Below are 23,168 nucleotides of genomic sequence, written 5' to 3'. Positions count from 1 at the left end.
CAAGCCTTATACAAGCAGGGAAATGTGTCTGATGCAGCGGATAGCTTGTTCCTTACTCAATCAGCTTTGTCACATCAGATTAAAAAGCTAGAAAATTTAATTGATGGTTCAATTTTTGTGCGCCATTCAGATCCTTTTAAACTTACTCCACAAGGGCAAAAATTATTAGCGTTGGCCAGTGATGTACTGCCTCGCATTGAAATAACCGAAAAGCAGTTGATTCATTCAGAAGGTGGGCGCCTAAATATTGCGATTGAGTGTCACAGTTGTTTTGATTGGTTAATTCCAACACTGGATGTGTTTAGAGAAAAACAACCTAAGGTGGATTTTGATTTATCTTTGGCATTTAGTTTTGAGCCGATGGAGGCGTTGAAAAATTATGATGTGGATATGGTGGTTACATCTGATCCACTCGATGACAAGCAATTTGAGTATTTTCCGTTATTTGATTATCAGATGTTAATGGTGATGTCATTGGATAGCCCGCTTACTAAGAAGCCCTATTTAACTCCTGGAGATATTAAAGATCAAACCTTGTTGACGTATCCAGTGAGTCACGATCGACTTGACGTGTTTAATTATTTCTTAAAGCCTGCTAAGGTCAATCCTAAAACGACGCGCAAGGTTGAACTGCCTTTAATGATGATGCAATTAATGTTAAACAATCAGGGCATTGCTACCATGCCACAGTGGGCGCTTACAGATGACCAAAAGTCCAAAGTGGCATTAAAATCTTTAGGTAAAAATGGCATTTGGCGAACTTTATATTTGGCAGTGCGCAGAGTTGATAAAAAGCTTGGTTATATTAAGGAATTTGCTGATATTGCTAAACATGTTTCAAGTAAAAATCTAAATGATATTAAAGTAAAATAAATTGAAATTTTTTGAGATTTATTTAAAGGATATTATTAATGAGTGAGATTTATAATTTTAGCGCAGGACCTGCAATGCTTCCTAAGCAAGTACTTAATCAAATTCAAGGCGAATTGATTGAGTATGGCAATGCCAAAGCCTCGGTGATGGAGATTTCTCATCGTGGGGTAGATTTTATGCAAGTTGCGCAGAAGGCTGAGCAAGATCTGCGTGAGTTAATGAATATTCCTAATAATTACAAAGTGTTGTTTTTACAAGGCGGAGCATCGGCGCAATTTTCTATGGTGCCGATTAATCTGTTGCGTGGCAAAACTAGCGTAAATTACGCCAATACTGGGCATTGGTCAGTTAAGGCAATTGCTGAAGCTAAGCGCTATGCAGAGGTTAATATTTGTACAGATAGTAGTGCTAATAAATTTACTGATATTGATGATTTTTCTAATTGGAATATTGATCAAGATGCTGCGTATTTGCACTACATACCGAATGAAACGATTGCCGGTTTAGAGTTTGATTTTATTCCTGAGGTGGATATGCCGATTGTGGCTGATATGTCATCAACCATTTTGTCACGTGAAATTGACGTGTCAAAATTTGGGGTAATTTATGCAGGTGCACAAAAAAATATCGGCCCATCGGGGTTGACCATCGTTATTGTTCGTGAAGATTTAATTGGTGAAGTTGTACCAAAGCAACCTGTGTTGTTTGATTATGCAACACACGCTAACAATGACTCAATGTACAACACCCCTTCAACTTTCCCATGGTATGCGGCAGGGCGTGTGTTTGAATGGCTAAAAGACCAAGGTGGCATTGGCGCCATGGCAAGTGTCAATGAACGCAAAGCAGCTAAGTTGTATCAAGCAATTGATGGTTCTGATTTTTACTCAAATCCGGTTAATCCAAAATATCGTTCATGGATGAATGTGCCATTTATCCTTGCTAATGATAGTCTTGACAAAATGTTCTTGGAAAAGTCTTATAATGCTAACTTATTAGCGTTAAAAGGGCACAAGTCTGTGGGCGGTATGCGCGCTAGTATTTACAACGCAATGCCTGAGAGTGGTGTGGATGCATTAATAGAATTTATGGCTGATTTTGAGAAACAACATGGGTAAAAAAACGCTAGCAGAATTACGAGTTGAAATTGACGCACTGGATAAAGAGGTTCAGGCGTTAATTGGTAAGCGTGCTGATTTGGCCGGTGAAGTTGCCGAAGTGAAAAAAGCAGATGATGTTAATAGTGTTTTCTATCGACCAGAGCGTGAAGCGCAAGTGTTACGTTCAATTATTGAACGCAATGAAAGTCAGTTGAAAGATAAAGACATGGCGCATATTTTCCGTGAAATTATGTCAGCTTGCCTTGCTTTGGAGCAGCCACTTAATATTGCCTATTTAGGCCCAGAAGGGACATTCACCCAAGAAGCGGCACTCAAACATTTTGGCCATGCGGTATCAACACTTGACTGCGGTAGTATTGAGGAAATATTCCATCAAGTGGAAAAGGGTAATGCGCATTATGGCGTAGTGCCGATTGAAAACTCTTCTAATGGGGTGATTGGCGGCACAGTGGATATGCTTTATTCGCAAGATCTTAAAGTGTGCGGCGAGGTGGAAATTTCAATTCAGCATCAATTAATGAGTGCTGATCAATCAGCAGAAATTAAAGTTATCTATGCACATCAGCAGGCACTTGATCAGTGTCAGCGTTGGCTGGCCAATCATTATCCTAATGCCCAGTTGAGAGCGGTTGCTTCAAACGCACTAGCAGCACGCATGGTCAAAGATGAAATTGGCGCTGCTGCCATTGCCTCAGAAGCGGCGCTTAGCTTGTACGGTTTGGAGCGTATTGCAAAAAATATTGAAGATAAAACAGGCAATACCACTAGATTTTTAATCCTTAGTAAAGAGTCGGTTGAGCCATCAGGTGAGGATAAAACCTCCATTTTGGTGGTTACCAAGCATGAATCGGGCGCATTGTTTGATTTACTTGAACCGTTTAAAGATCAAGATATTAACATGATGCAATTGGCTCGTCATCCAATTCCGGGTGTTAAGTGGGAATATTTATTCTTAATTGATATCGAAGGTCATCAAGACGATGAAAAGGTTAAAAGCGCTTTGGCAGAAGTTGAGAAGCGAGTATTGAAAGTAGATGTATTAGGCTCATACCCAGTAGCTGTATTATGAGTGTTTGCGATAGTATCAAATCCCTGAATCCTTATCAGGGCGGTAAACCAATTAGTGAATTGCAACGTGAACTAGGGCTTGATCATGTGGTTAAGCTGGCTAGTAATGAAAATCCGCTGGGTATTGGTCAAAAAACCTTAGAAGCCATGCAGCAAGCAGTTACAGAGGTTGATCGCTATCCGGATGGCAATGGTTTTGAGCTTAAGCAAGCGATCAGCAATCATCTAGATGTGACTACTGATTTAATTACTTTGGGTAATGGCTCGAATGATATTTTAGAGTTAATTGCTAGAGCGTATGTTTGCAAGAGTGATGATGAAGTAATATTTTCCGAATTTGCTTTTGTGGTTTATCCGCTGGTTACTCAGGCGCTTGGCGCGCAGGCGGTAGTTACAAAATCTAAGGATTTTGGCCATGATTTAGAAGCAATGTTATTGGCGATTACTGATAACACGAAACTGATATTTATCGCCAATCCGAACAACCCAACGGGCACTTTATTGGATGATGAATCAATCCATGGGTTTTTATCACGTGTACCAAACTCAATTACAGTAGTGCTTGATCAGGCTTATGTTGAATATTTAGATCAGGATGATTTAGCTGTTGGCTGGCTTAAAGAATTTGATAATTTAATCATTACGCGTACTTTTTCTAAGGCTTACGGTTTGGCAGGCTTGCGTGTTGGCTATTCACTATCAAGCAGTAAAATTGCCGATTACATTAATCGTATTCGTCAGCCGTTTAATGTAAATCATGTGGCTCAGGTGGCGGCAATTGCGGCACTTGATGATCAATCGCACCTAGTTCGTTCGGTGATTGCGAACAAAAATGGTCTAAGGCAACTATCTACTGGTTTTGATAAATTGGGCTTGAGTTATATTCCTTCTTCGGCAAATTTTATTGCCGTTAAAGTCAATGATGCGCCAAAGTTGTATCAGCAATTATTAGCACTTGGTTTTATTGTTCGACCCGTTGAAATGAAAAACTATATAAGAGTGTCTGTTGGCACTTCTAGAGAAATTTCTGATTTTCTTGATGCGTTAGGGTCGGTCGTATGATGAATAAAATTTGTATTATCGGCGTTGGTTTAATTGGCGGGTCTTTTGCAGCGGGTTTAAAGCAAGCCAATCAGGTCAATACAATTGTTGGCTTTGGTAGAAATGAGTCAAACCTAATTAAAGCACAAGATTTAGGCGTTATTGATGGATATTCGTTAGATATTGCTCAAGCGTTAACCGATGTTGATATGGTATTAATTGCAACACCAGTCAATAGTTTTGAGGCGGTATTGGAAATGATAAAGCCTCATGTCACTGAGCAAATGATTATTAGCGATGTTGGCAGTACCAAGGGTAGTGTGGTTAATATTGCAAAACAGGTGTTCGGCACAATGCCAGACAACTTTATTCCGGCCCACCCAATTGCTGGCAAAGAGCAAAGCGGTGTTGAAGCGGCAGATGCTAATTTGTTTAATAACAAACGCGTTATTATTACTCCTGAAGAGAGTGCCAATACAGTTTCTGTTGAGACCGTAAGTGATTTATGGGAAAGTGTAGGCGCAAAAGTGGAGATTATGAATACCGACAAACACGATGATTTGCTGGCCATGACTTCGCACCTGCCTCACATGTTGGCATTTTCATTAATGGATTACCTGGTTAGTAGCAATCCTCAGGCGTGTCATTATGCAGCAGGCGGTTTTAAAGATTTTTCACGCATCGCCTCGAGTGATGCTGTTATGTGGCGCGATATCTGTATTAATAATCCAGATCAAATCGTTAAGCACATTGAGGGTTACCAAGCGCGTTTAGAAAACTTAGCTAATTTAATTAAAAATAATCAATCAGAGGCGTTGGAGCAGTTGTTTTCTGAAGCGAAAACCGCACGCGATGATTGGTTGAAAGACTAAAAGAAATATGAGTAAATTTATTGCAAGTCCAGCAACAACATTGTCTGGTGACTTAAAAGTTCCGGGAGATAAATCAATCTCTCATCGTTCAATTATGCTGGGCTCCTTGAGTGATGGTGTTACTAAGGTGAGCGGTTTTTTAGAAGGTGAGGATGCTTTGTCAACCTTGAAAGCTTTTCAGGCGATGGGTGTAGAAATTGAGCGTGAAGGCGATAAAGTTACCATTCATGGCGTTGGTATTAATGGCCTAAAAAAACCAGTAGGGCCACTAGATTTAGGAAATTCTGGCACCTCAATTAGATTAATGTCAGGCATTCTTGCCGCTCAAGATTTTGATTGTGAATTAATTGGCGATGAGTCTTTGTCAAAGCGCCCAATGGGGCGTGTGATTAATCCTTTGCGTGACATGGGTGCGGTGATTGATAGTGATGAGGGTAGGCCACCTCTAAAAATTACTGGTGGCCAAACATTAACAGGCATTCATTATGATTTGCCCGTGGCATCTGCACAAGTAAAGTCATGCATCTTATTGGCAGGGCTGTATGCCCAGGGCAATACCTGTGTCACAGAGCCTGCGCCAACACGCGATCATACTGAGCGTATGTTGACTGGCTTGGGTTATGAAGTTCGAGTTATTAATAATCAAATGTGTTTGACTGGAGGTGGGGCGTTAACGGCCACTGAAATTCAAGTACCAAGTGATATTTCATCAGCCGCATTTTTTATGGTGGCAGCAGCCATTGCACCAAAATCAGACGTAACTTTATTAGGTGTTAATATTAACCCGACTCGCACTGGTGTAATTAATATCTTGCAATTGATGGGTGCAAACTTAACCTTGTCAAATGAGCGTGAGATTGGTGGCGAGCTGTTGGCTGATATTCGCATTCAATCTTCTGAGTTGCAAGGTATTAATATTCCAGAGGAATTTGTACCATTAGCGATTGATGAATTCCCTGCGGTGTTTATTGCAGCGAGTTGCGCCAAAGGTGAAACTGTACTAACTGGCGCTAGAGAATTACGCGTTAAAGAGTCGGACCGTATTCAGGTAATGGCAGACGGGCTAACCATTTTAGGTATTGAAAATGAAGTACTTGAAGATGGTATTAAAATTCAAGGTGGCGCATTTAAGCAGCCAACTGCCATGATTGAGTCACATCACGATCATCGTATTTCTATGTCGTTTGCCATAGCTTCGTTACGCTGTGATTATCCAATTGAAATCAATGGGGTTGACAATGTGATGACTTCTTTCCCAAATTTTGTTGAATTAGCTAATTCAGCGGGTATGAGCATTATAGAAGTGTAAATGCAATAGGCATTAAAAAAGGCGCTCATTGAGCGCCTTTTTTTGGTTGTAAGCTAATGCTTAGTAACCACCCTTGCGTCTAGTTTCTGGAAGACCAGCTACTTTGCCTGCTTGTTTAGCAGGGCCTTTAGGGAATAATTTGTATAATGCTTTAGTATCTAGTTTTCCTTCCCAATCAGATTTTAAACCTTTAACCATGTTGCGCTCGTTTGGCTGGTTGGCATTGTTGTTAATGTATTCATTACGTAGGAAGTTGATTAACTTAAAGCTTTCAGCAGTTAGCTCAATGCCTTCTTCCGCTGCTAATTCTTGTGCAATATCTTCATTCCATTGTGTAAGGTCCGCTAAGTAACCGTGACCATCTCTTTCTAAATCTGCTAATGCCATTGTATTTCCTCCAATGTGAAAAACTATAAAAAGAAGTTATTATATAATAACAACGTTTTATTGAACCTTTTTTTTCTATGGATATTGAATTATGACACTTGAAAATGCATCACCGTTCTTTGCTTGGGATGTTTCCTCGTATTTAGCCTTGTTTTTAATCACCGCTTTTGTGATCGTTAGTCTTGATCATTTATTGTTTAACAAATCTGGCAAGACAGTGCATTCAACGCCTGATAAAACCGGTTTTACTAAGTTTGTTTACTTTGTGATGTTCTTGCGTTTCAATAAAAACGAAAAATACTTAAATCGTCCAAAGATTGTTCAATGGTCGGCTGAATTTTTCCCAGTGTTGTTATTAGTATTTATGCTTCGAGGTTTTTTGGTTGAGCCTTTTAGAATTCCCTCAAATTCGATGATGCCAACTTTATTAACTGGTGACTTTATTTTGGTGTCAAAGTTTGATTACGGCATTAGTATTCCTGTTTTAAATAAAAAAATTGTAGAATTTAAAAAGCCTCAACGAGGTGACGCGGTTGTTTTTCGCTACCCAAATTACGAAAAAAATAGCAAATATCAAGGCGCTGATTTTATTAAGCGTGTTGTTGGCGTTCCTGGGGATGAAATTATCTATCATGCTGATGTCTTGCGTATCAATGGTGAAAAAATCAGCTATGAAGATTATGCTGATTATCAAGGTGTCGAGTCAGGCGCAGGGATGACGGGTTTCAAGCACAAACGCGAACTTATCACTGAAAAACCACATGATATCTTGCTTGACCCTAATCAAGCTTCAAGAGGGGTAAAGGCAGTAGTACCAGAAGGGCATTACTTTGTCATGGGTGATAATCGCTCACGTAGTAGCGATTCACGCTTCTGGGGCTTTGTGCCAGAAAGCTATATTATTGGTAAAGCTTTCGGTGTTTGGATGCACTATGACGATTCATTAAAACTTGATCGTGTCGGTGGCTTTGATTAGCGATTTACAGCAATCCTCTGGGAGGGTTAGCGATTTACAGCAGTCATCTGGGATGGTTAGTGCGGTGATTATTTAATATGTTTTAAGATATTGGCTAATTCGTCTTCAGATTTAAAATGAATGATGATTTTGCCTTTGTCACCTGTTGCTTTAATCTCTGTTTTAGAATCTAGAGTTTTTGACAATGATTTCATAAGCTCACTGAGATGCGGATCAACGGTTGAAGTGGTTTTAGTTTTTGGATTTTGTACGCGCTTAACCAACTCCTCTGTTTGTCGCACTGATAAAGATTTGGCAATAACCTGATTAGCCACCATCAGCTGGTTTTCATTACTCAAAGGGAGTAATGCACGAGCATGACCCATCTCAATTTTTCCTTGATTCAATAAAGCTTTAGTTTCTTCGCCTAATTGTAATAAACGAATCAAGTTGGTTACACTGGATCTTGAGCGGCCCACCACATGAGAAACCTCTTCGTGCGTCATCTTAAAATCGTCAATTAATTGCTGTAGTGCTTTTGCTTCTTCAAGTGGGGTTAATGATTCACGTTGAATATTTTCAATTAAGCCAATCGCTAGTGCTACTTGGTCGTCAATTTCACGAATAATAACCGGTACTTCAGTAAGTCCTGCAATTTGAGCAGCACGCCAGCGACGCTCACCCGCGATAATTTCGTATTTGTCATAAGTGATTTTTCGCACAACCAAAGGCTGAATAACACCTTGTGAGGTAATTGAATTGGCCAGTTCGTTAAGTGAATCTGCATCAAAATCATCCCTGGGTTGAAATTTACCACGCTGAAGATTTTCAACGCCTAATAGCTTCATGTTTTCGTTGCTATTTTGTGCGTTGTTACTATCGCTTGTTTGACCTAATAATATATCTAGTCCGCGACCTAATTTTGAAATTTTTGCCATAATAATTTAGTTAATTGATGTTTTTCTTAGCACTTCGCTAGCTAAGGAGATGTAAGAAATTGCACCCTTAGAAGAGCGCGCATAGCTAATAGCATCTTGTCCAAAGCTTGGCGCCTCGGCTAATTTTACATTTCTCGGTACAATGGTTTTGAACACTTTATGTGAAAAAAATTGTTGCAACTGAATGGATACCTCGTTAGATAAGTTGTTGCGCGTGTCGTACATGGTTCTAACCAGGCCAGTTATCTCTAAGTCTGGATTGGTAGTTGATTTGATTTTTTCAATGGTTTGCATAAGTGCACTTAAGCCTTCTAATGCGTAATATTCACACTGCATGGGAATGATAATGCCATCAGCGGCAGTAAAGGCGTTAATGGTTAGCATATTGAGTGAAGGGGGGCAGTCAATAATGACATAATCATATTGACTGGCAACAGAGTTGATGGCTTTTTTAAGTTTGAATTCAGAGTTGTTTCCACGTAGCAATGCCACTTCTGCAGCGATCAAATCAGTATTGGCACCAAGTACATCAATACCTGATTCGTCAACATGAACAATGGCTTTATTGATGCTGCACTCATCTAATAGTAATTCACAAATGGAATTATCCAACATGTATTTATCCACACCACAACCCATGGTGGCATTGCCCTGTGGGTCAATATCGATTAATAACACGCGTTTTTTAATTGCTTTGAGTGCTGCGCTTAGATTAACCGCTGTGGTGGTTTTTCCCACACCGCCTTTTTGATTAGCTATTGCCAGCGTTGTTGCCATTAATTATTTACCTAAAACTGTTAGCGCTTTTAAAAGATTGGTTGCTTCATGAACAAAATAATCTTTCTTTAATTTTTCAATGGCTGTTTTGTCAAGAGAGGCTTGATTTTTTTCTTGTGACTTAATGATCTCCTCTTCAGACATGTTGGTTGGGTCTTCTTCAGCCAAATGACCATTTAAATCATTTTCTTTAATGTCAATAATAGAGGCTTCTTTTTCATTTTCAAGACTGATATTTTTAAGTTCAATATCAGGAACAATGCCTTTAGCTTGAATAGATCTGCCACTCGGCGTGTAATAACGCGCCGTGGTTACTTTAAGTCCGTAGCCCTCATCAAGCTCAATAATTGTTTGTACCGAGCCCTTGCCAAAAGAGGTGCTACCCATAACAATGGCGCGCTTGTGATCTTGTAGAGCACCTGCTACAATTTCTGAGGCAGAAGCAGAGCCTTCATTAATTAATACAACCATTGGTGAGCCAAGCAATATGTCGCCACGCTCTGTTTTAAATTTTAAATTTGAGCTAGGAATTCTACCTTCTGTATAAACCACTAATCCAGCTTCATCAATAAATAGATTAGAAACATCAACTGCGCCATTTAGCACGCCACCCGGGTTGTTGCGAAGATCTAAAATTAAAGATTTTAAATAATTGCCATTTTCTTTAACTAGTTTGGCGATCGTTTCTTTTAGTAGCTCGGCAGTTGGCCCTTGAAAGCTTGATACTCGAACATAGCCAATATTGTCTTCTAGTAAATATCCTTTAACGGTAACAATGGTAATAATTTCACGTGTAATTTCAACCTCAAATGGCTTTTGCTCTTTGCGTAGTACGGTAATTTTAATTTTTGTACCTGGCTCGCCACGCATTAAATCAACGCCATCTTCAAGTGTCATGCCGCGTACTGGCTTGTTGCCAATCTTTATGATTAAGTCACCTGCCTGAATGCCAGCTTTATAGGCGGGGGTATCATCAATGGGCGAGATAACCTGAATGCCATCATCTTTCTTGCTGATAACGATACCTAGGCCGCCAAACTTACCAGAAGCGCTCTCCATTAAATCTTTTTGCTCTTTAGGCTCAAGGTAAACCGAATGTGGGTCAAGCCCACTGACCATGCCTTTGATGGCATTATCAAATAATTCCTTATTTTCAACATCATCAACATATAGTTGTTTGATATCGCTAAATACAACTGTAAACGCTTCCAAATCTTTAAAAAAGGCCTCTAATCGTTGTTTTTCAGCTGCTGTTTCTGCGTTTATCTGCAGAGAAAGGCTAGAAAAGAGTGTAAAGAGCACCAAAGCCAATGGTTTTTTGAAAAAATTGAAGAAAGTCATAATATAGTTATTTGCTTATACAAAGTTAAAATATAATACTGTGAAAACAAGAATTATTGCTTTAGATTTTACTTGGTTTTGTTTTTATTAAATGGAGAAAAAATGAGAAGATTGAATGTAGGATTATTAGCGTTTTTATTGTCTTTATCAATGCTGAGTTATGCACAAGATGCAGTTGAAAATACTTCGCAAGATAATACTGAAATTGCGCCAGAATCAAATGATCAGGCGACTACTGAATCGGCTGAGCCTACAACTGTTCAACAACCTGCAGGCCCTGTTAAAACTATTCAAACTGCCATTGTTAAACTTAATCAACTAACCACGGTTGCAACTTACTCTCCACAGCTAGTTGGCCAGTTAATTCAAACCGAAGTCGCACCTTTATTTGATTTTGATCATATTGCTAATGAAGTGCTATTGGTTAGTAATATTCATTTGGGTCAAGAAGAACAAGCTTATTTCTCCGCTAAAATTAAGCAAAATATTGTTGCCTCGTTATTGTCAAGATTAACCCAAACTAGATCTACTTCTTTCCAATTTATCTCTGCCCGTCCAATGATTGGCGGCACAATCGCTGTGAAATTAAAAGTAAATGGTTATTATTCATATGGCATGTTCATAGACTTGGTTTTTCATCAAACAGTTGATCAGCAGTGGAAGATTGCTGATATCGTGCTAAACAATGACAGTTTGATTAATTACTATCAAAAAATGGTATTAATTAAATTAAGAAGATATGGCGTATACGGTATGCTAGGCAGACTTTAATTAGCCGCAGAACTAAAACGAGAAGAAAATATGAGTGACATGACTTTATTAGAAAAAGAAGAAGATATTGAAAAAGCAACTAAAGCGTTAAAGGCTATGGCGCATCCGCTACGTCTTAAAATTTTATGCGCTTTGAAGAATGATGAATTGCCAGTGTTAGAAATTGTTAAGCAGGTTGGCTCTTCACAATCAAACATTTCTCAGCATATTGACATTCTTAGAACCAAAAATATTGTTGAATCTAGACGTGACGGCAATAAGATTTTGTGCAAAATAAAGGATGTAAAAATTCTTAAATTGGTTGAAAATATGCAAGCGGTTTTCTGTACAGCCGACGATCTATAAAGTTTTTCTTTTATCCTTATTCTGTTTAAGTGCTTGTAGCTCAGCTGGATAGAGTGTTGGCCTCCGAAGCCAAATGTCGGGTGTTCGAATCACCTCAAGCACACCATTTTAATCAGTGATAACTTATCCAGCTGTTGATCCTATCGCACTAGACTTAGGCTTTGTTCAAGTCTACTGGTACGGGTTGATGTATCTTCTGGCATTCTTAGCTGCTTATTTCTTAGCCAATTATCGCGCCAAAAAGTCCAGTGATTGGAATTCGCAACAAATAGAAGATATGATCTTTTACGGCGCTATTGGCGTTGTTGTAGGGGGGCGGTTGGGCTATATGTTGTTTTACAATTTGCCCACTTTCATATCTGACCCACTTTCAATTTTTGCCATTCAAGGTGGTGGTATGTCTTTTCATGGTGGGTTTCTAGGTGTATTGTTGGCCATGGTTTTGTTTAACCGAAAATACAACAAATCGTTTTTTGTTACCATGGATTTTGTCGCACCACTTGTACCACTAGGGCTTGGGTTTGGTCGATTAGGTAACTTTATCAACGGTGAGCTTTGGGGCAAGATTACTGATAGTTCTCTAGGTATGTATATTCATGCGCAAGGTGTAAGCCGGTATCCCTCACAACTGTACGAAGCATTATTAGAAGGTTTGGTGTTGTTTATTATCCTTTGGGTGTTTAGCAGTAAGCCACGACCGTTAATATCAGTATCGGCTTTATTTTTAATTTTCTATGGTATCTTTAGATTTATCATTGAATTTGTTAGAGTGCCAGATGTGCAATTGGGCTACTTAGCATTTGATTGGTTAACCATGGGACAGCTGTTAAGTCTTCCAATGATAATATTAGGTATCTACCTATTTTATAAAACAAACAAACAACAAGCATGAAAGCATATATAGATATCGGCAAAAGAATTCTAGACGAGGGTGTGTGGCTTGAAAATGCTCGAACCGGACAAAAGACGTTGGCGATTGTTGGCGCGACATTTGAACATGATCTGAGTGATGGGACGGTGCCAGTAGTTACTACTAAAAAACTCTTTTGGAAATCAGCTATTGCAGAAATGCTCGGCTATATTCGTGGCTATGATTCTGCCGCACAGTTTAGATCGATTGGTTGTAACACTTGGAATGCCAATGCTAATGACAATCAGGCTTGGCTCGATAACCCACACCGTAAAGGTGAAGATGATATGGGTATGTGTTATGGGGTGATAGGGCGCGCATTCCCCGGCATTGAAGATGACGAGCCACTCGATCAATATAAAAAGATTGTAACGGATTTATCTAATGGTATCGATGATCGCCGTGAGATCATGACTTTTAATCATCCTAATCTCATCCATCGCGCCTGCTTGCCGGCGTGCATGCACACCCATCATTTTAATCTTTTGGGTGACGATTTGTATTTAGAGAGTTATCAGCGTAGTAGTGACTACGCCTTAGGTCAGCCGTTTAATCATTTTCAAGTGGCATTTTTACTACTGATTACCGCGCAAATTACCGGTAAAAAAGCCAAAAAAATGCGCCACCATTTATCCAATGTACATTTGTACGAAAATCAAGTTGAGATTTTCAAAAGTCAGCAAATTGATCGTGAGCCATTAGCTTTACCAGCTCTTAAAATTAATCCAGCTATTAAAACCTTAGAAGATTTAGAAACTTGGGTAACCATGGATGATTTTGAATTGGTTGACTACCAGCACCACGAACCTGTTAAATATCCGTTTACTGTATAAAAGAAGATTATGAGTCTACCTAACTGTCCGCAATGTCAATCTGAATATGTTTATGAAGATGGCAACCTTTTTATTTGCCCTGAATGTGCACATGAATTTTCTCAGGATGATTTAAACGAACAAGAGGAAGTGGTTAAAGATGCCAACGGTAATGTTTTGAATGATGGCGATACGGTAACCGTGATTAAAGATTTGAAAATCAAAGGTACTTCAAATGCCGTTAAGGTTGGTACCAAGGTTAAAAGTATTCGTCTGGTTGAGGGTGATCATAATATCGACTGCAAAATCCCTGGTCATGGTGCTATGAAACTTAAATCTGAGTTTGTAAAAAAAGTCTAATTAAAGTTCGATACATCAAGAGTTAGTAGGACAAATTATGCAAGAAGAAGTAAAAGTAACTAGCATCAAAATGCCATTTTGGAATATGGTGTGGTTTATTATTAAATGGACATTAGCTTCTATCGTGGCTTTGGCTATTTTGGCTTTATTGTTCGTTGCAGTGATGGCTGTCATTACAATGATGATGGGTGAAAGTGTTGATTTTGGCCATACGGTTAACCATTACTCTTCTCAATTTCATAGTCATTATCACAATAATTAGCTTTTTATTGTTTTAGGCTTATTTCCAAAGATCTACAGTAATACCTTGCTCGCGCAACTTGTCTGATTTATCCTCTAGATAGCGCTGAAAGTTTGACTGAGTTTTGTAGGCACCCGAGAGTACATAAGTCATGATGCCATGCGTGTGATACGCTTTGAAAAATGCATCTCGTCTGATAATTTCTTCGCCAGTTTTGTCAAAAAATACGATTGCTGGTTTATAGGTAAGATTGAGTTTGTCGTACCAATCTTTGGCGGTGGTTCGTTTGCCAGCAGGGGTAATGAGTTTTTCGTCTGACAGTGCATTAAAGCGCACCACTTGCATCTGAGCTAAATGGTCTTGAGTGTCTTTTAATGGCATGAGTTCTTTGTGGAAATTATCACAAGATTTGCAGTTAGGCTCTTCAAAAAATACAGCTAAATATTTTTCTGCAGGCATGGTTTGGCTTCTGGCTAGCATGTGTGGGCCAGCCTCGAAAATCGAATGAGCGTTTAACACACCTGTTTTATTTTGCTTTAGATTGTTTAGATAGCTAGCATAGGTTTGCTTGAGGTAGGTTTTATTGTTAATATAATCAAGCGTTGCATGCATCTTATCAATGGATTGATAGCCATTAAGTCTAAGCAGGGTTTCGCCTTTGGGATTTAGAAATACCAGGGTAGGGGTGAATTGAATTTTCATTTTTGTTGAAAATTCTTTTTCGGTTAATTCATTTCCTTGCCAATCAACCAGTTCTCGATCGCCCCACATGTTGGTTTCAATGGTGTCAAAATTTGTTTGTAATTTGGCAATGAGTTTTTCATCATGAAAATTATCTTGTACTAACTTTGCGCAATAAGGACAGCCATCTTGATGAAAGTAGATCATTACATGCTTGCCTTCATCGGCAGCTTCTTCCAAGTCTTCAGAAAAATCCATAAAAGTTGCTTTGAACCAATTGGGTAATTCGTCAACAACTTTAGCGCCTAAGTAGCCTCCCTGAGGCTCATGTTCATGGGCAAAATTATAAGTTGATAATAACAGTAAAAAACCAGCAAACAGTACGCGCATAACCTCTCCCCAGAGTGTGTTTATAGATACTTAAAGATTCTAGTCTAAAAACTTCACTAGCACAAGTCTAGAATTAACTTTAGATGGTTTCGATGTCTTTTTGAGGGATAAATAGCCCGCAGCCCAATAGGCGATGTTCGCCAAGCCCTTTTTCTTGTAACAGCACTGACTCATCTTTTTTAAGATCAGCCACCATTAAAGAGCGAGTATGAATTTTTCCAGTATCAGTTTTAATATTGCTTTCTAAGCCAGCCATCATCTTTTTAACTTGAATGCCTAATTCGGACAACTGCTCGAAACACAATTTTAAAAAATCATCTTCACTAAGGTTTGATTCACAAGCAACTTGTTTGGCAAACAAAACAGGCATATCGCTTAATAACTTTGAACCAATATATTTTGACACAGTGATTTGATAATCACCCAAATCGAGTGTTTTTCCGCTCAGCGCTTTAGTAGTTTCAATATACTCAGCAGGGATGCGCAAGGTTAATTTAGAGCGTTTTGAAGGGTAATAGAATCCACCTTCTTTATTTTGCTCCCAGCCATTGCCATCTGCCACGCTAATATCATGAATGCCGGCATTAGCATCTGCTAACCAGGGCAGGTGTTTTAGCAGTGCTTCAGCCAATAAAAAATGATGATCCATGGGTAGTATTTTTGACTGGATTTTAAAGCTAACCTCTTGAATAGCCTCAGGAAGCGTAAAATGTTCTTCTTTAGTGTCTTCTTGCCAAAACATACAAACCAAGTAATAAATTATTATTGCGTCATTATAGATGGAAAAATTACAACAAAAACTCAACTATCAATTTAAAGATTCATCGCTGTTAACGCTTGCGCTAACTCATCGAAGCATGGGTAAGAAAAACAATGAGCGTCTAGAGTTTTTGGGGGATAGTATTTTGGGCTTGGTTATTTCTCGTGAATTGTATAAACGTTTTCCTCATGTTGAAGAGGGAAAGTTGTCTCGTCTTAGATCGCACCTGGTGCGCGGTCAAACGTTGGCGAAATTCGGCATTATGCTTAATTTATCCGAGGTATTGATTTTAGGTTCGGGAGAATTAAAGAGTGGCGGCTATCGACGTGAGTCTATTCAAGCTGATGCGGTTGAGGCGATTTTTGGTGCAATCTTACTGGATTCTGATTTGGAAACCATTAATACCGTTATTCTAGCTTTGTTTAAAGAATTACTCGACGGCATTAATCCAAATGATTCTTTGAAAGATCCAAAGACGCAACTTCAAGAGTATTTGCAAAAGCGCAATAATACTTTGCCAAAATATGAGCTTATTAAGACCGTAGGTAAAGATCATAACGCCATTTTTACCGTTAATTGCTTCTTGGCTGATCAGAATATTCAAGTTGATCAAGATGCTAAAAGTATTAAACGCGCTGAGCAGTCATGCGCACAAATTTTGCTGGAAAAGCTTAAGGAGAAAAAATAATGGCATTTCAAGCGGGATTTATCGCAGTTGTTGGTCGTCCAAATGTGGGTAAATCTACTTTGGTTAATGAACTTATTGGGCAAAAGCTTTCTATTACCTCACACCGACCACAAACCACACGTCACCGTATTCATGCGATTGATACAACGGATGATTACCAAATGGTGTTTGTAGATACGCCAGGTGTTCATATTGGTAATAAGAAAGCCATTAATGCTTACATGAATCGTGCGGCAAGCTCAAGTATTAAAGACGTAGACATGATTCTATGGCTGGTTGAAGCAGGTAAATGGACCAAGGAAGATGCGCGTGTTTTAGAGCATGTGAGTAAAATTGATGTGCCAGTTGTTATGTGTATTAATAAAATTGACAAACTAGCATCAGCACAAGCAGTGCTGCCATTTTTGGAAAAGATATCGCAAAAATACCAGCCAACCGATTTGTTCCCACTGTCTGCATTTAAGAAAAAAGACACCAACGCATTAAGAGCTTTGGTGCTTAAGCACCTGCCCGAGCAACCTATGATTTTTGATGCGGATTACATTACTGATCGATCAGAAAAATTTGTGGTGGCAGAATTTATTCGTGAAAAACTAATGCGCCATCTTGAGGATGAATTGCCTTATGATTTAACCGTAGAGATTGAACAGTATGAGCTCGACGGAAAAATGCAACGAATTGCCGCACGTATCTTTGTTGAAAAAGAGTCTCAAAAAAATATTGTGATTGGCAACAAGGGTGAAATGTTAAAAACAATTGGTACTGAGTCTCGTCAAAGTATCGAAGGCTTCTTGGATCGTAAGGTTTTCTTGAAGCTATGGGTTAAAGTTTCAACTGGTTGGTCTGATTCTAAGCGTTCGCTTGCCTCACTAGGGTATGACTAAAGTTGATCTTACGCCCGCCTTTTTAATTCATCGTCGAGCGTTTAAAGATTCTTCATTGTTATTAGACTTTTTTACTCAAGAACATGGAAAAATTCGTTTGGTTGGTCGAGGTTTGCGTAAGTCAAAAACACCTATTCAAGTATTTCAACAGCTAAAAATTTCTTATAGTGGACGAGGCGAGTTAAAGGGGTTGAATAATTGGGAGGTTAGTGATACCCCCAGGCACTTAAAGGGTGAGTGTTTAATTTTAGGCATGTATGTCAATGAGCTAATATCAAGACTACTGCAAGAGCAGGATTCTCATCCTGAGTTATTTGAGATCTATAAAACATTTGTTGGGCAAATAAGCCTGATTGATGCGAAATTTCATCATTGGTTATTGCGTTTATTTGAAAATAATCTGCTGCAAGAATTGGGTTATGGCATTGATTTTTCATGCGACATTAATGGTGAAGAAATACAAGAAAACAGTGTTTACGAATATCAGCATCAGGGTGGGTTTGCCGCTAGTGTTACAGGTAAAATATCAGGAAAATTAATCAGACAACTATTGGCTGATGATTTTCATAATATGCCTGATATGCAACAGCTAAGGGCTTGTAGAGATTTAAATCGACTTAGATTGAAGCCGCTATTGGGTGACAAACCCTTGCAGAGTCGATCCTTATTTTTTAGTAAATAACAACATTATGAGTATTTATTTAGGCGTTAATATTGACCACATTGCCACCATTAGACAAGCTCGTGGCACTAACTATCCTTCACCGATTGAAGGCGCTTTATTGTGCGAGCAATCTGGCGCAGACAGTATCACCCTGCACCTGCGTGAAGACAGACGACATATTCAAGATTCAGATGTTGAAATTTTGCGTGAGCAGCTAACCACTAAAATGAATCTAGAGATGGCAACCACCGATGAGATGATTGCCATTGCAGGCAAAATCAAGCCCGAGGATTGTTGCCTGGTGCCAGAAAAACGTGAAGAGTTGACTACTGAAGGCGGCCTGGATGTTGCTGGTCAAATTTCAAGAATGACAGATGTTTGCGCGCAATTAGCTGATTCGAAGATTATCGTTTCTTTGTTTATCGATGCTCAGAAAGCGCAAATTGATGCGGCTAAAGAATGTGGTGCGCCAGTTATTGAACTACACACTGGGCATTATGCAGATACAACTGGTGTTGAGCAAGAAAAAGAGTTTGAGCGCATTAAGTCTATGGCTACCTATGCTCATTCAATTGGCTTACAAGTAAATGCAGGACACGGTTTAACCCTTGAAAATACACCGGCCATTGCTAAGTTACCAGAAATTGTAGAACTTAATATTGGCCATTCAATTATCGCTAGGGCGGTATTTGTTGGTCTTGCACAAGCCACACAGGAGATGAAAGATCTCATGCTAGAGGTTAGAAGATGATCTACGGTGTAGGTACGGACATTATTAATATTGAGCGTGTTGAGCATATTCTGAGTAAAAATCGTGACGGCTTTGTTAAGCGTGTTTTGTCTGAACATGAGCAGGCACTATTTGCCAATAAAGGTGATAGTGCGTCGTATTGTGCTAAACGTTTTGCTGCAAAAGAAGCTTTTGCAAAGGCGCTAGGAACTGGTATTGGAAAAATTGTTAGTTTTCAGGATTTAACCATTCGCAATAATGACAGTGGCAAGCCTTATTTTATTCCCAGTGAAAAACTACGCTTATACTTGTTAAATCATAATATCAAGCAAGCGCATTTAAGCTTATCGGATGAGAAATTTAATGCCGTTGCCTTTGTGGTGTTAGAGCTTGGCTCGGAAAAAGAATCTGAAAACCAGGATTATAATACAACCTTTTAGTTGATATAGTGGCCGTATCCGGCTTTTCTAGCTTCTCGGTGAGTGCCGTCACAGCCAAATTTTTCTGCTGTCTTAAAGCCTGAAACAGCCAGTTTGTTTTTTTCTAAAATAAACAGCGGCGTGTTATCCATGTCAAAGCGCTTCAAGCCTTTATTCATTTGATGCATGCCTTTAGGGGTTAGACCAGCACAATTTTCATTGTAATATTTAACCGCACCAATAATAACCAGCATTTCATTGGGGGACAAGCTATGAATAGGTAGGTGTAGTAGTAACAACGCGGCTGCAAGTACTTTTTTCATGGTTTGGTTAATCATTATCAGAGATTAATTTAAAGTTTACTGATAAATATAGCAAAAACCATGATTTAGGTCAACTAATTTAACCCTTGGTGTAATGACAAAGGTAGTTGACACTAACGTCATCTTCTAGCTTATAGACTTTAGTAAAAGGATTGTAAGTCATGCCAATCATGCCTTTAAGTGATAATTGCGCAGATCTGGCGTATTCGTCCATCTCACTAGGTTGGATGAATTTATCCCAATCGTGTGTACCTTGAGGCAGGAGTTTTAAGATGTATTCAGCACCAACAATGGCAAACAAATAAGATTTCGTATTGCGATTAATGGTTGATAAAAACACCTGTCCACCAGGCTTAACTAAAGTTGCACAGGCTTTGATGATGGAGCAAGGATCAGGCACATGTTCAAGCATTTCCAAACAAGTGACCACATCAAATTGGCCGGCATGAGTTTTGGCTAGCTCTTCAACAGGTATTTTTTGATAATCAACCTGTTGGCCAGACTCTAACAAATGCAATTTAGCTACTTCAAGTCCAGCTTCTGCCATGTCAATACCAGTTACAATTGCACCTTCACCAGCTAGGGCCTCACTTAAAATACCACCGCCACAACCAACATCTAAAATCTTTTTGTTGGTTAGTGAGTTGTCACAACGTTCTTTAATATAATTAAGTCGTAATGGGTTAATGTCATGCAACGGCTTAAATTCAGAGTTTTTATCCCACCAGCGTGAGGCTAGTTGGGCAAACTTATCAACTTCGTCAAAATCTACATTGCTCATAGTGATTGAACCGCTTTTAATACTTCATCAACATGTCCGCCAACGGCAACCTTGTCCCATGACTTAAGAATGTCGCCCGTTGGGCTAATAATAAACGTTGAGCGAACAATCCCCATTTTTTCTTGACCATTTTTTGATTTTAGCTGCCAAGCGCCAAATTGTTCACATAAAGATCCATCAGCATCAGCAATAAGTTCAAAGGGAAAGGATTGATTTTTTTTAAATTTTTCATGGCTTTCTAAGCTGTCTTTTGATACGCCGTAAACCACAGTATTGGCATTGGTAAATGCATCATAATTATCTCTAAAATCCTGACCTTCAAGTGTGCAGCCCGAGGTGGCATCTTTTGGGTAAAAATATAAAACGATATTGCGCCCTTGTGCGTCAGGAATATTGACGTCTACTTGGCTGGTTGCTTGGATTTTGCTCATAATGATTGCTGCTGTACTTGCATAAGTTAAAGGTTTAATTTTATCATAGAGATTGAACGGCTTTTAAAACCTCGTCAACATGATTTTTGACACGAACCTTTTCCCAGGCGTTAACAATATCTCCATCAGGGCTAATGAGAAACGTTGAGCGTACAATGCCCATGAACTCTCTACCCATGAATTTTTTTAATTGCCAAACGCCAAATTGCTCACACAGAGTGCCGTCAACATCGGCAATCAACTCAAAGGGAAAAGCTTGTTTAGCTTTAAATTTTTCATGTTTAACCAGGTCATCTTTTGATACCCCATAGATAATAGCATTCGCATCAATAAAAGCCTGATGTTGGTCTCTAAAATTTTGTCCTTCTGTGGTACAACCTGGTGTGGCATCTCTAGGGTAGAAATACAGCACAATATAGCGGCCTTGAGTGTCAGGAATGCTGACTTTTAAATTACTGGTAGCGTCACAGGTAATTGGTTGAACTTTATCCATTGCTTGTATAATGATGCGTTTAAAGTTTTCATTTTAGCACCCTTATGAAAAACATCCGAAATTTTTCAATTATTGCCCATATTGACCATGGAAAATCCACCATCGCTGATCGTTTTATTCAGTATTGCGGTGGCTTGAGTGATCGTGAAATGTCAGCCCAGGTATTGGATTCAATGGATATTGAAAAAGAGCGCGGCATTACCATTAAATCTCAAAGTGTTACGTTAGATTACAAGGCGAATAACGGCGAAACCTATCAACTGAACTTTATTGATACACCCGGACACGTGGATTTTTCTTACGAAGTATCGCGCTCTTTATCAGCTTGTGAAGGTGCATTGTTAATTGTGGATGCTTCTCAAGGTGTAGAGGCGCAAACGGTGGCCAATTGCTATACAGCATTGGATCACGGTCTAGAAGTGGTCACTGTGCTTAACAAGATTGATTTACCAGCAGCAGAACCTGAGCGCGTTATTGAAGAGGTGGAAGATGTTATTGGCATTGAGGCGATGGATGCAGTTCATGCAAGTGCAAAATCAGGCATTGGTATTCAAGATATTTTAGAACAAATTGTTGAGAAAATTCCTGCGCCAAAAGGTGTAATTGACACCCCAATTAAAGCATTAATTATTGATTCTTGGTTTGATAATTATTTAGGTGTGGTTTCCTTGATTCGTGTGATTGATGGTGAAATTAAAGCCAAAACAAAAATTAAAATATTTTCCAATGGTGAAGAACACTTGGTTGATCAGGTTGGTATTTTTACCCCTAAGCGTGAAAAATCTGAAAGTCTTAAGGCGGGTGAGGTTGGTTATTTAATTGCCAGTATTAAAAACATTGATGGTGCGCCTGTGGGTGATACAATCACGGGCGCCAAAAACCCGGTTTCTGAACCCCTTGAGGGTTTTAAACCGGTGCAGCCGCGTGTATTTGCAGGTATTTTCCCAATCTCTGGTGAGGATTATGAAAAGTTTAGGGATGCTCTGGCCAAGCTTAGGTTGAATGATGCTGCGCTACAATATGAACCTGAGAACTCTGATGCATTAGGCTTTGGATTTCGTATTGGTTTTTTAGGTCTGCTGCACATGGAGATTGTTCAAGAGCGATTAGAGCGTGAATATGATTTAGATTTGATCACCACGGCACCAACGGTTGTTTATGAAATTCTTGATGCCAAAGGCAATATTCATCACGTTGACAGCCCGTCTAAAATGCCAGAAAACCAATCAATTGCAGAATTTAGAGAGCCGATTATTACCGCTAATATTTTAGTTACTGATGAGTATGTTGGTAATGTTATTAGTTTGTGTGTTGAAAAACGTGGTGTGCAAAAAAACATCACTTATATGGGTAGGCAGGTGCAACTGGTTTATGAGCTACCGCTCAACGAAGTGGTGTTAGATTTCTTTGATAGATTGAAATCTGTTTCTCGTGGTTTTGCTTCAATGGATTATCAATTTGCACGCTATCAAGAGTCTGATTTAATTCGCCTAGATATCATGATTAACCAAGAGCCAGTTGATGCTTTAGCGTTAATTATTCATCGTAATGATTCAGTGCGCAAGGGTAGAGAGTTGGCTGAAAAAATGAAAGAACTCATTCCGCGTCAAATGTTTGATGTGGCTATTCAGGCGTGTATTGGTGTTAAGGTTATTTCACGTGCGAATGTTAAGGCGCTTAGAAAAAATGTAACCGCTAAATGCTATGGTGGCGATGTCTCGCGTAAGCGTAAATTACTTGATAAACAGAAAAAAGGCAAAAAACGAATGCGTAGTGTCGGCAGGGTGGATATTCCTCAAGAGG

29 protein-coding genes and 1 tRNA gene are annotated in these 23,168 nt (G+C 39.1%); 20 read left to right on the top strand and 10 right to left on the bottom strand.

The genetic code is table 11. The features are described 5' to 3' along the window. The 6 genes from PSN35_RS01280 to aroA form a co-directional block, all read left to right on the top strand. A partial coding sequence (locus PSN35_RS01280) for a LysR family transcriptional regulator (protein ID WP_300028491.1) occupies positions 1-873 on the top strand: 873 nt, incomplete at its 5' end. 38 nt (positions 874-911) lie between these two features. After that, positions 912-1,991, top strand: coding sequence for a 3-phosphoserine/phosphohydroxythreonine transaminase (gene serC, locus PSN35_RS01275; protein WP_300028489.1), 1,080 nt, complete (start codon positions 912-914; stop codon positions 1,989-1,991). Next, complete coding sequence (gene pheA / locus PSN35_RS01270; protein ID WP_300028487.1) at positions 1,984-3,063, top strand: prephenate dehydratase; 1,080 nt, start codon at positions 1,984-1,986, stop codon at positions 3,061-3,063. Before serC ends, pheA begins: the two co-directional genes overlap by 8 nt. After that, positions 3,060-4,124 carry a histidinol-phosphate transaminase gene (gene hisC / locus PSN35_RS01265; RefSeq protein ID WP_300028485.1) on the top strand — a complete coding sequence of 355 codons (1,065 nt, stop codon included), beginning with the start codon at positions 3,060-3,062 and terminating at the stop codon, positions 4,122-4,124. Before pheA ends, hisC begins: the two co-directional genes overlap by 4 nt. After that, positions 4,121-4,975, top strand: coding sequence for a prephenate dehydrogenase/arogenate dehydrogenase family protein (locus PSN35_RS01260; RefSeq protein ID WP_300028483.1), 855 nt, complete (start codon positions 4,121-4,123; stop codon positions 4,973-4,975). The genes hisC and PSN35_RS01260 overlap by 4 nt, the downstream gene beginning before the upstream one ends. A 7-nt stretch (positions 4,976-4,982) precedes the next feature. Next, positions 4,983-6,284, top strand: a complete 1,302-nt coding sequence (gene aroA, locus PSN35_RS01255) for a 3-phosphoshikimate 1-carboxyvinyltransferase (protein ID WP_300028481.1) — start codon at positions 4,983-4,985, stop codon at positions 6,282-6,284. Between the two features lie 60 nt (positions 6,285-6,344). Here the strand turns inward: aroA and PSN35_RS01250 are convergent, their stop codons facing one another. Next, positions 6,345-6,671, bottom strand: a complete 327-nt coding sequence (locus PSN35_RS01250) for a TusE/DsrC/DsvC family sulfur relay protein (RefSeq protein ID WP_300028479.1) — start codon at positions 6,669-6,671, stop codon at positions 6,345-6,347. A 91-nt stretch (positions 6,672-6,762) separates the two neighbouring features. Here PSN35_RS01250 and lepB point away from each other — a divergent pair, with 91 nt between their 5' ends. Next, a complete protein-coding gene (lepB, locus tag PSN35_RS01245; RefSeq protein WP_300028477.1) occupies positions 6,763-7,647 on the top strand; it encodes a signal peptidase I in 885 nt (294 codons plus the stop codon). 68 nt (positions 7,648-7,715) lie between these two features. On the opposite strand, the gene PSN35_RS01240 is transcribed toward lepB, so the two are convergent. From PSN35_RS01240 to PSN35_RS01230, 3 genes are read right to left on the bottom strand one after another with little or no spacing between them, the layout of a single operon-like run. Next, complete coding sequence (locus PSN35_RS01240; RefSeq protein ID WP_300028475.1) at positions 7,716-8,564, bottom strand: ParB/RepB/Spo0J family partition protein; 849 nt, start codon at positions 8,562-8,564, stop codon at positions 7,716-7,718. Between the two features lie 6 nt (positions 8,565-8,570). After that, complete coding sequence (locus PSN35_RS01235) at positions 8,571-9,341, bottom strand: AAA family ATPase (RefSeq protein ID WP_300028474.1); 771 nt, start codon at positions 9,339-9,341, stop codon at positions 8,571-8,573. A 3-nt stretch (positions 9,342-9,344) separates the two neighbouring features. Beyond that, positions 9,345-10,643, bottom strand: a complete 1,299-nt coding sequence (locus PSN35_RS01230; protein ID WP_300028473.1) for a S41 family peptidase — start codon at positions 10,641-10,643, stop codon at positions 9,345-9,347. A gap of 141 nt (positions 10,644-10,784) precedes the next feature. Between PSN35_RS01230 and PSN35_RS01225 the strand changes: the two genes are divergently transcribed. The 7 genes from PSN35_RS01225 to PSN35_RS01195 all read left to right on the top strand — a co-directional run bounded on the left by PSN35_RS01225 (position 10,785) and on the right by PSN35_RS01195 (position 14,142). Next, positions 10,785-11,453 (top strand): ABC transporter substrate-binding protein, encoded by a 669-nt coding sequence (locus PSN35_RS01225; RefSeq protein WP_300028471.1) that lies wholly within the window; start codon positions 10,785-10,787, stop codon positions 11,451-11,453. Between the two features lie 30 nt (positions 11,454-11,483). Continuing rightward, the gene (locus PSN35_RS01220) at positions 11,484-11,798 is read left to right on the top strand and encodes a helix-turn-helix transcriptional regulator (RefSeq protein WP_300028470.1); all 315 of its coding nucleotides are present in this window, start codon (positions 11,484-11,486) and stop codon (positions 11,796-11,798) included. Between the two features lie 29 nt (positions 11,799-11,827). Then, a tRNA-Arg gene (locus tag PSN35_RS01215) sits at positions 11,828-11,904 on the top strand. A gap of 12 nt (positions 11,905-11,916) precedes the next feature. After that, entirely contained in the window at positions 11,917-12,690 is a 774-nt protein-coding gene (gene lgt, locus PSN35_RS01210; protein WP_300028496.1) for a prolipoprotein diacylglyceryl transferase, read from the top strand. Then, complete coding sequence (gene thyA, locus PSN35_RS01205; RefSeq protein WP_300028469.1) at positions 12,687-13,541, top strand: thymidylate synthase; 855 nt, start codon at positions 12,687-12,689, stop codon at positions 13,539-13,541. Before lgt ends, thyA begins: the two co-directional genes overlap by 4 nt. 6 nt (positions 13,542-13,547) lie before the next feature. Beyond that, positions 13,548-13,880, top strand: a complete 333-nt coding sequence (locus PSN35_RS01200) for a zinc ribbon domain-containing protein YjdM (protein WP_300028494.1) — start codon at positions 13,548-13,550, stop codon at positions 13,878-13,880. Positions 13,881-13,917: 37 nt separating this feature from the next. After that, positions 13,918-14,142: a hypothetical protein gene (locus tag PSN35_RS01195; RefSeq protein WP_300028468.1), complete on the top strand. Its 225-nt coding sequence runs from the start codon at positions 13,918-13,920 to the stop codon at positions 14,140-14,142. 18 nt (positions 14,143-14,160) lie between these two features. Here the strand turns inward: PSN35_RS01195 and PSN35_RS01190 are convergent, their stop codons facing one another. Together PSN35_RS01190 and cas6 are read right to left on the bottom strand one after the other, a co-directional pair. Continuing rightward, positions 14,161-15,192: a thioredoxin fold domain-containing protein gene (locus PSN35_RS01190; protein ID WP_300028466.1), complete on the bottom strand. Its 1,032-nt coding sequence runs from the start codon at positions 15,190-15,192 to the stop codon at positions 14,161-14,163. A 79-nt stretch (positions 15,193-15,271) separates the two neighbouring features. Further along, positions 15,272-15,934 (bottom strand): type I-MYXAN CRISPR-associated protein Cas6/Cmx6, encoded by a 663-nt coding sequence (gene cas6, locus PSN35_RS01185; RefSeq protein ID WP_300028464.1) that lies wholly within the window; start codon positions 15,932-15,934, stop codon positions 15,272-15,274. Positions 15,935-15,971: 37 nt separating this feature from the next. Here cas6 and rnc point away from each other — a divergent pair, with 37 nt between their 5' ends. The 5 genes from rnc to acpS are packed head-to-tail and all read left to right on the top strand — an operon-like array spanning position 15,972 to position 19,358. Further along, positions 15,972-16,640: a ribonuclease III gene (gene rnc, locus PSN35_RS01180; protein WP_300028462.1), complete on the top strand. Its 669-nt coding sequence runs from the start codon at positions 15,972-15,974 to the stop codon at positions 16,638-16,640. Next, complete coding sequence (gene era / locus PSN35_RS01175) at positions 16,640-17,524, top strand: GTPase Era (protein ID WP_300028460.1); 885 nt, start codon at positions 16,640-16,642, stop codon at positions 17,522-17,524. The genes rnc and era overlap by 1 nt, the downstream gene beginning before the upstream one ends. Beyond that, positions 17,517-18,206: a DNA repair protein RecO gene (recO, locus tag PSN35_RS01170; protein ID WP_300028458.1), complete on the top strand. Its 690-nt coding sequence runs from the start codon at positions 17,517-17,519 to the stop codon at positions 18,204-18,206. Before era ends, recO begins: the two co-directional genes overlap by 8 nt. Before the next feature lie 7 nt (positions 18,207-18,213). Continuing rightward, positions 18,214-18,939 (top strand): pyridoxine 5'-phosphate synthase, encoded by a 726-nt coding sequence (gene pdxJ / locus PSN35_RS01165; protein WP_300028456.1) that lies wholly within the window; start codon positions 18,214-18,216, stop codon positions 18,937-18,939. Next, the gene (gene acpS, locus PSN35_RS01160; RefSeq protein ID WP_300028454.1) at positions 18,936-19,358 is read left to right on the top strand and encodes a holo-ACP synthase; all 423 of its coding nucleotides are present in this window, start codon (positions 18,936-18,938) and stop codon (positions 19,356-19,358) included. The genes pdxJ and acpS overlap by 4 nt, the downstream gene beginning before the upstream one ends. Here the strand turns inward: acpS and PSN35_RS01155 are convergent. The 4 genes from PSN35_RS01155 to PSN35_RS01140 form a co-directional block, all read right to left on the bottom strand. Continuing rightward, positions 19,355-19,675, bottom strand: coding sequence for a hypothetical protein (locus tag PSN35_RS01155; RefSeq protein ID WP_300028452.1), 321 nt, complete (start codon positions 19,673-19,675; stop codon positions 19,355-19,357). The genes acpS and PSN35_RS01155 overlap by 4 nt on opposite strands. 64 nt (positions 19,676-19,739) lie before the next feature. After that, entirely contained in the window at positions 19,740-20,441 is a 702-nt protein-coding gene (ubiG, locus tag PSN35_RS01150) for a bifunctional 2-polyprenyl-6-hydroxyphenol methylase/3-demethylubiquinol 3-O-methyltransferase UbiG (protein WP_300028450.1), read from the bottom strand. Then, positions 20,438-20,872 (bottom strand): peroxiredoxin, encoded by a 435-nt coding sequence (locus tag PSN35_RS01145; protein ID WP_300028448.1) that lies wholly within the window; start codon positions 20,870-20,872, stop codon positions 20,438-20,440. Before PSN35_RS01145 ends, ubiG begins: the two co-directional genes overlap by 4 nt. Positions 20,873-20,915: 43 nt before the next feature. Continuing rightward, on the bottom strand, positions 20,916-21,365 hold the full coding sequence (locus PSN35_RS01140) for a peroxiredoxin (RefSeq protein ID WP_300028446.1): 450 nt from the start codon (positions 21,363-21,365) through the stop codon (positions 20,916-20,918). Between the two features lie 44 nt (positions 21,366-21,409). On the opposite strand from PSN35_RS01140, the gene lepA reads away from it, so the two are divergent. Continuing rightward, on the top strand, positions 21,410-23,168 hold a 1,759-nt coding region (gene lepA / locus PSN35_RS01135; protein ID WP_300028444.1), incomplete at its 3' end, for a translation elongation factor 4.

The organism is Candidatus Thioglobus sp. (assembly GCF_028599055.1).
Taxonomy (GTDB): domain Bacteria; phylum Pseudomonadota; class Gammaproteobacteria; order PS1; family Pseudothioglobaceae; genus Thioglobus_A.
Note: the sequence above shows the minus strand (reverse complement) of the source record. Positions and strands in the feature narration are given on the sequence as shown.

What these genes read in the sequence shown, in the direction of transcription:
- serC (WP_300028489.1), top strand. Translation starts at nt 912, where the DNA reads ATGAGTGAGATTTATAATTTTAGCGCAGGACCTGCAATGCTTCCTAAG.
- pheA (WP_300028487.1), top strand. Translation starts at nt 1,984, where the DNA reads ATGGGTAAAAAAACGCTAGCAGAATTACGAGTTGAAATTGACGCACTG.
- hisC (WP_300028485.1), top strand. Translation starts at nt 3,060, where the DNA reads ATGAGTGTTTGCGATAGTATCAAATCCCTGAATCCTTATCAGGGCGGT.
- PSN35_RS01260 (WP_300028483.1), top strand. Translation starts at nt 4,121, where the DNA reads ATGATGAATAAAATTTGTATTATCGGCGTTGGTTTAATTGGCGGGTCT.
- aroA (WP_300028481.1), top strand. Translation starts at nt 4,983, where the DNA reads ATGAGTAAATTTATTGCAAGTCCAGCAACAACATTGTCTGGTGACTTA.
- PSN35_RS01250 (WP_300028479.1), bottom strand. Translation starts at nt 6,671, where the DNA reads ATGGCATTAGCAGATTTAGAAAGAGATGGTCACGGTTACTTAGCGGAC.
- lepB (WP_300028477.1), top strand. Translation starts at nt 6,763, where the DNA reads ATGACACTTGAAAATGCATCACCGTTCTTTGCTTGGGATGTTTCCTCG.
- PSN35_RS01240 (WP_300028475.1), bottom strand. Translation starts at nt 8,564, where the DNA reads ATGGCAAAAATTTCAAAATTAGGTCGCGGACTAGATATATTATTAGGT.
- PSN35_RS01235 (WP_300028474.1), bottom strand. Translation starts at nt 9,341, where the DNA reads ATGGCAACAACGCTGGCAATAGCTAATCAAAAAGGCGGTGTGGGAAAA.
- PSN35_RS01225 (WP_300028471.1), top strand. Translation starts at nt 10,785, where the DNA reads ATGAGAAGATTGAATGTAGGATTATTAGCGTTTTTATTGTCTTTATCA.
- PSN35_RS01220 (WP_300028470.1), top strand. Translation starts at nt 11,484, where the DNA reads ATGAGTGACATGACTTTATTAGAAAAAGAAGAAGATATTGAAAAAGCA.
- thyA (WP_300028469.1), top strand. Translation starts at nt 12,687, where the DNA reads ATGAAAGCATATATAGATATCGGCAAAAGAATTCTAGACGAGGGTGTG.
- PSN35_RS01195 (WP_300028468.1), top strand. Translation starts at nt 13,918, where the DNA reads ATGCAAGAAGAAGTAAAAGTAACTAGCATCAAAATGCCATTTTGGAAT.
- PSN35_RS01190 (WP_300028466.1), bottom strand. Translation starts at nt 15,192, where the DNA reads ATGCGCGTACTGTTTGCTGGTTTTTTACTGTTATTATCAACTTATAAT.
- cas6 (WP_300028464.1), bottom strand. Translation starts at nt 15,934, where the DNA reads ATGTTTTGGCAAGAAGACACTAAAGAAGAACATTTTACGCTTCCTGAG.
- rnc (WP_300028462.1), top strand. Translation starts at nt 15,972, where the DNA reads ATGGAAAAATTACAACAAAAACTCAACTATCAATTTAAAGATTCATCG.
- era (WP_300028460.1), top strand. Translation starts at nt 16,640, where the DNA reads ATGGCATTTCAAGCGGGATTTATCGCAGTTGTTGGTCGTCCAAATGTG.
- recO (WP_300028458.1), top strand. Translation starts at nt 17,517, where the DNA reads ATGACTAAAGTTGATCTTACGCCCGCCTTTTTAATTCATCGTCGAGCG.
- pdxJ (WP_300028456.1), top strand. Translation starts at nt 18,214, where the DNA reads ATGAGTATTTATTTAGGCGTTAATATTGACCACATTGCCACCATTAGA.
- acpS (WP_300028454.1), top strand. Translation starts at nt 18,936, where the DNA reads ATGATCTACGGTGTAGGTACGGACATTATTAATATTGAGCGTGTTGAG.
- PSN35_RS01155 (WP_300028452.1), bottom strand. Translation starts at nt 19,675, where the DNA reads ATGATTAACCAAACCATGAAAAAAGTACTTGCAGCCGCGTTGTTACTA.
- ubiG (WP_300028450.1), bottom strand. Translation starts at nt 20,441, where the DNA reads ATGAGCAATGTAGATTTTGACGAAGTTGATAAGTTTGCCCAACTAGCC.
- PSN35_RS01145 (WP_300028448.1), bottom strand. Translation starts at nt 20,872, where the DNA reads ATGAGCAAAATCCAAGCAACCAGCCAAGTAGACGTCAATATTCCTGAC.
- PSN35_RS01140 (WP_300028446.1), bottom strand. Translation starts at nt 21,365, where the DNA reads ATGGATAAAGTTCAACCAATTACCTGTGACGCTACCAGTAATTTAAAA.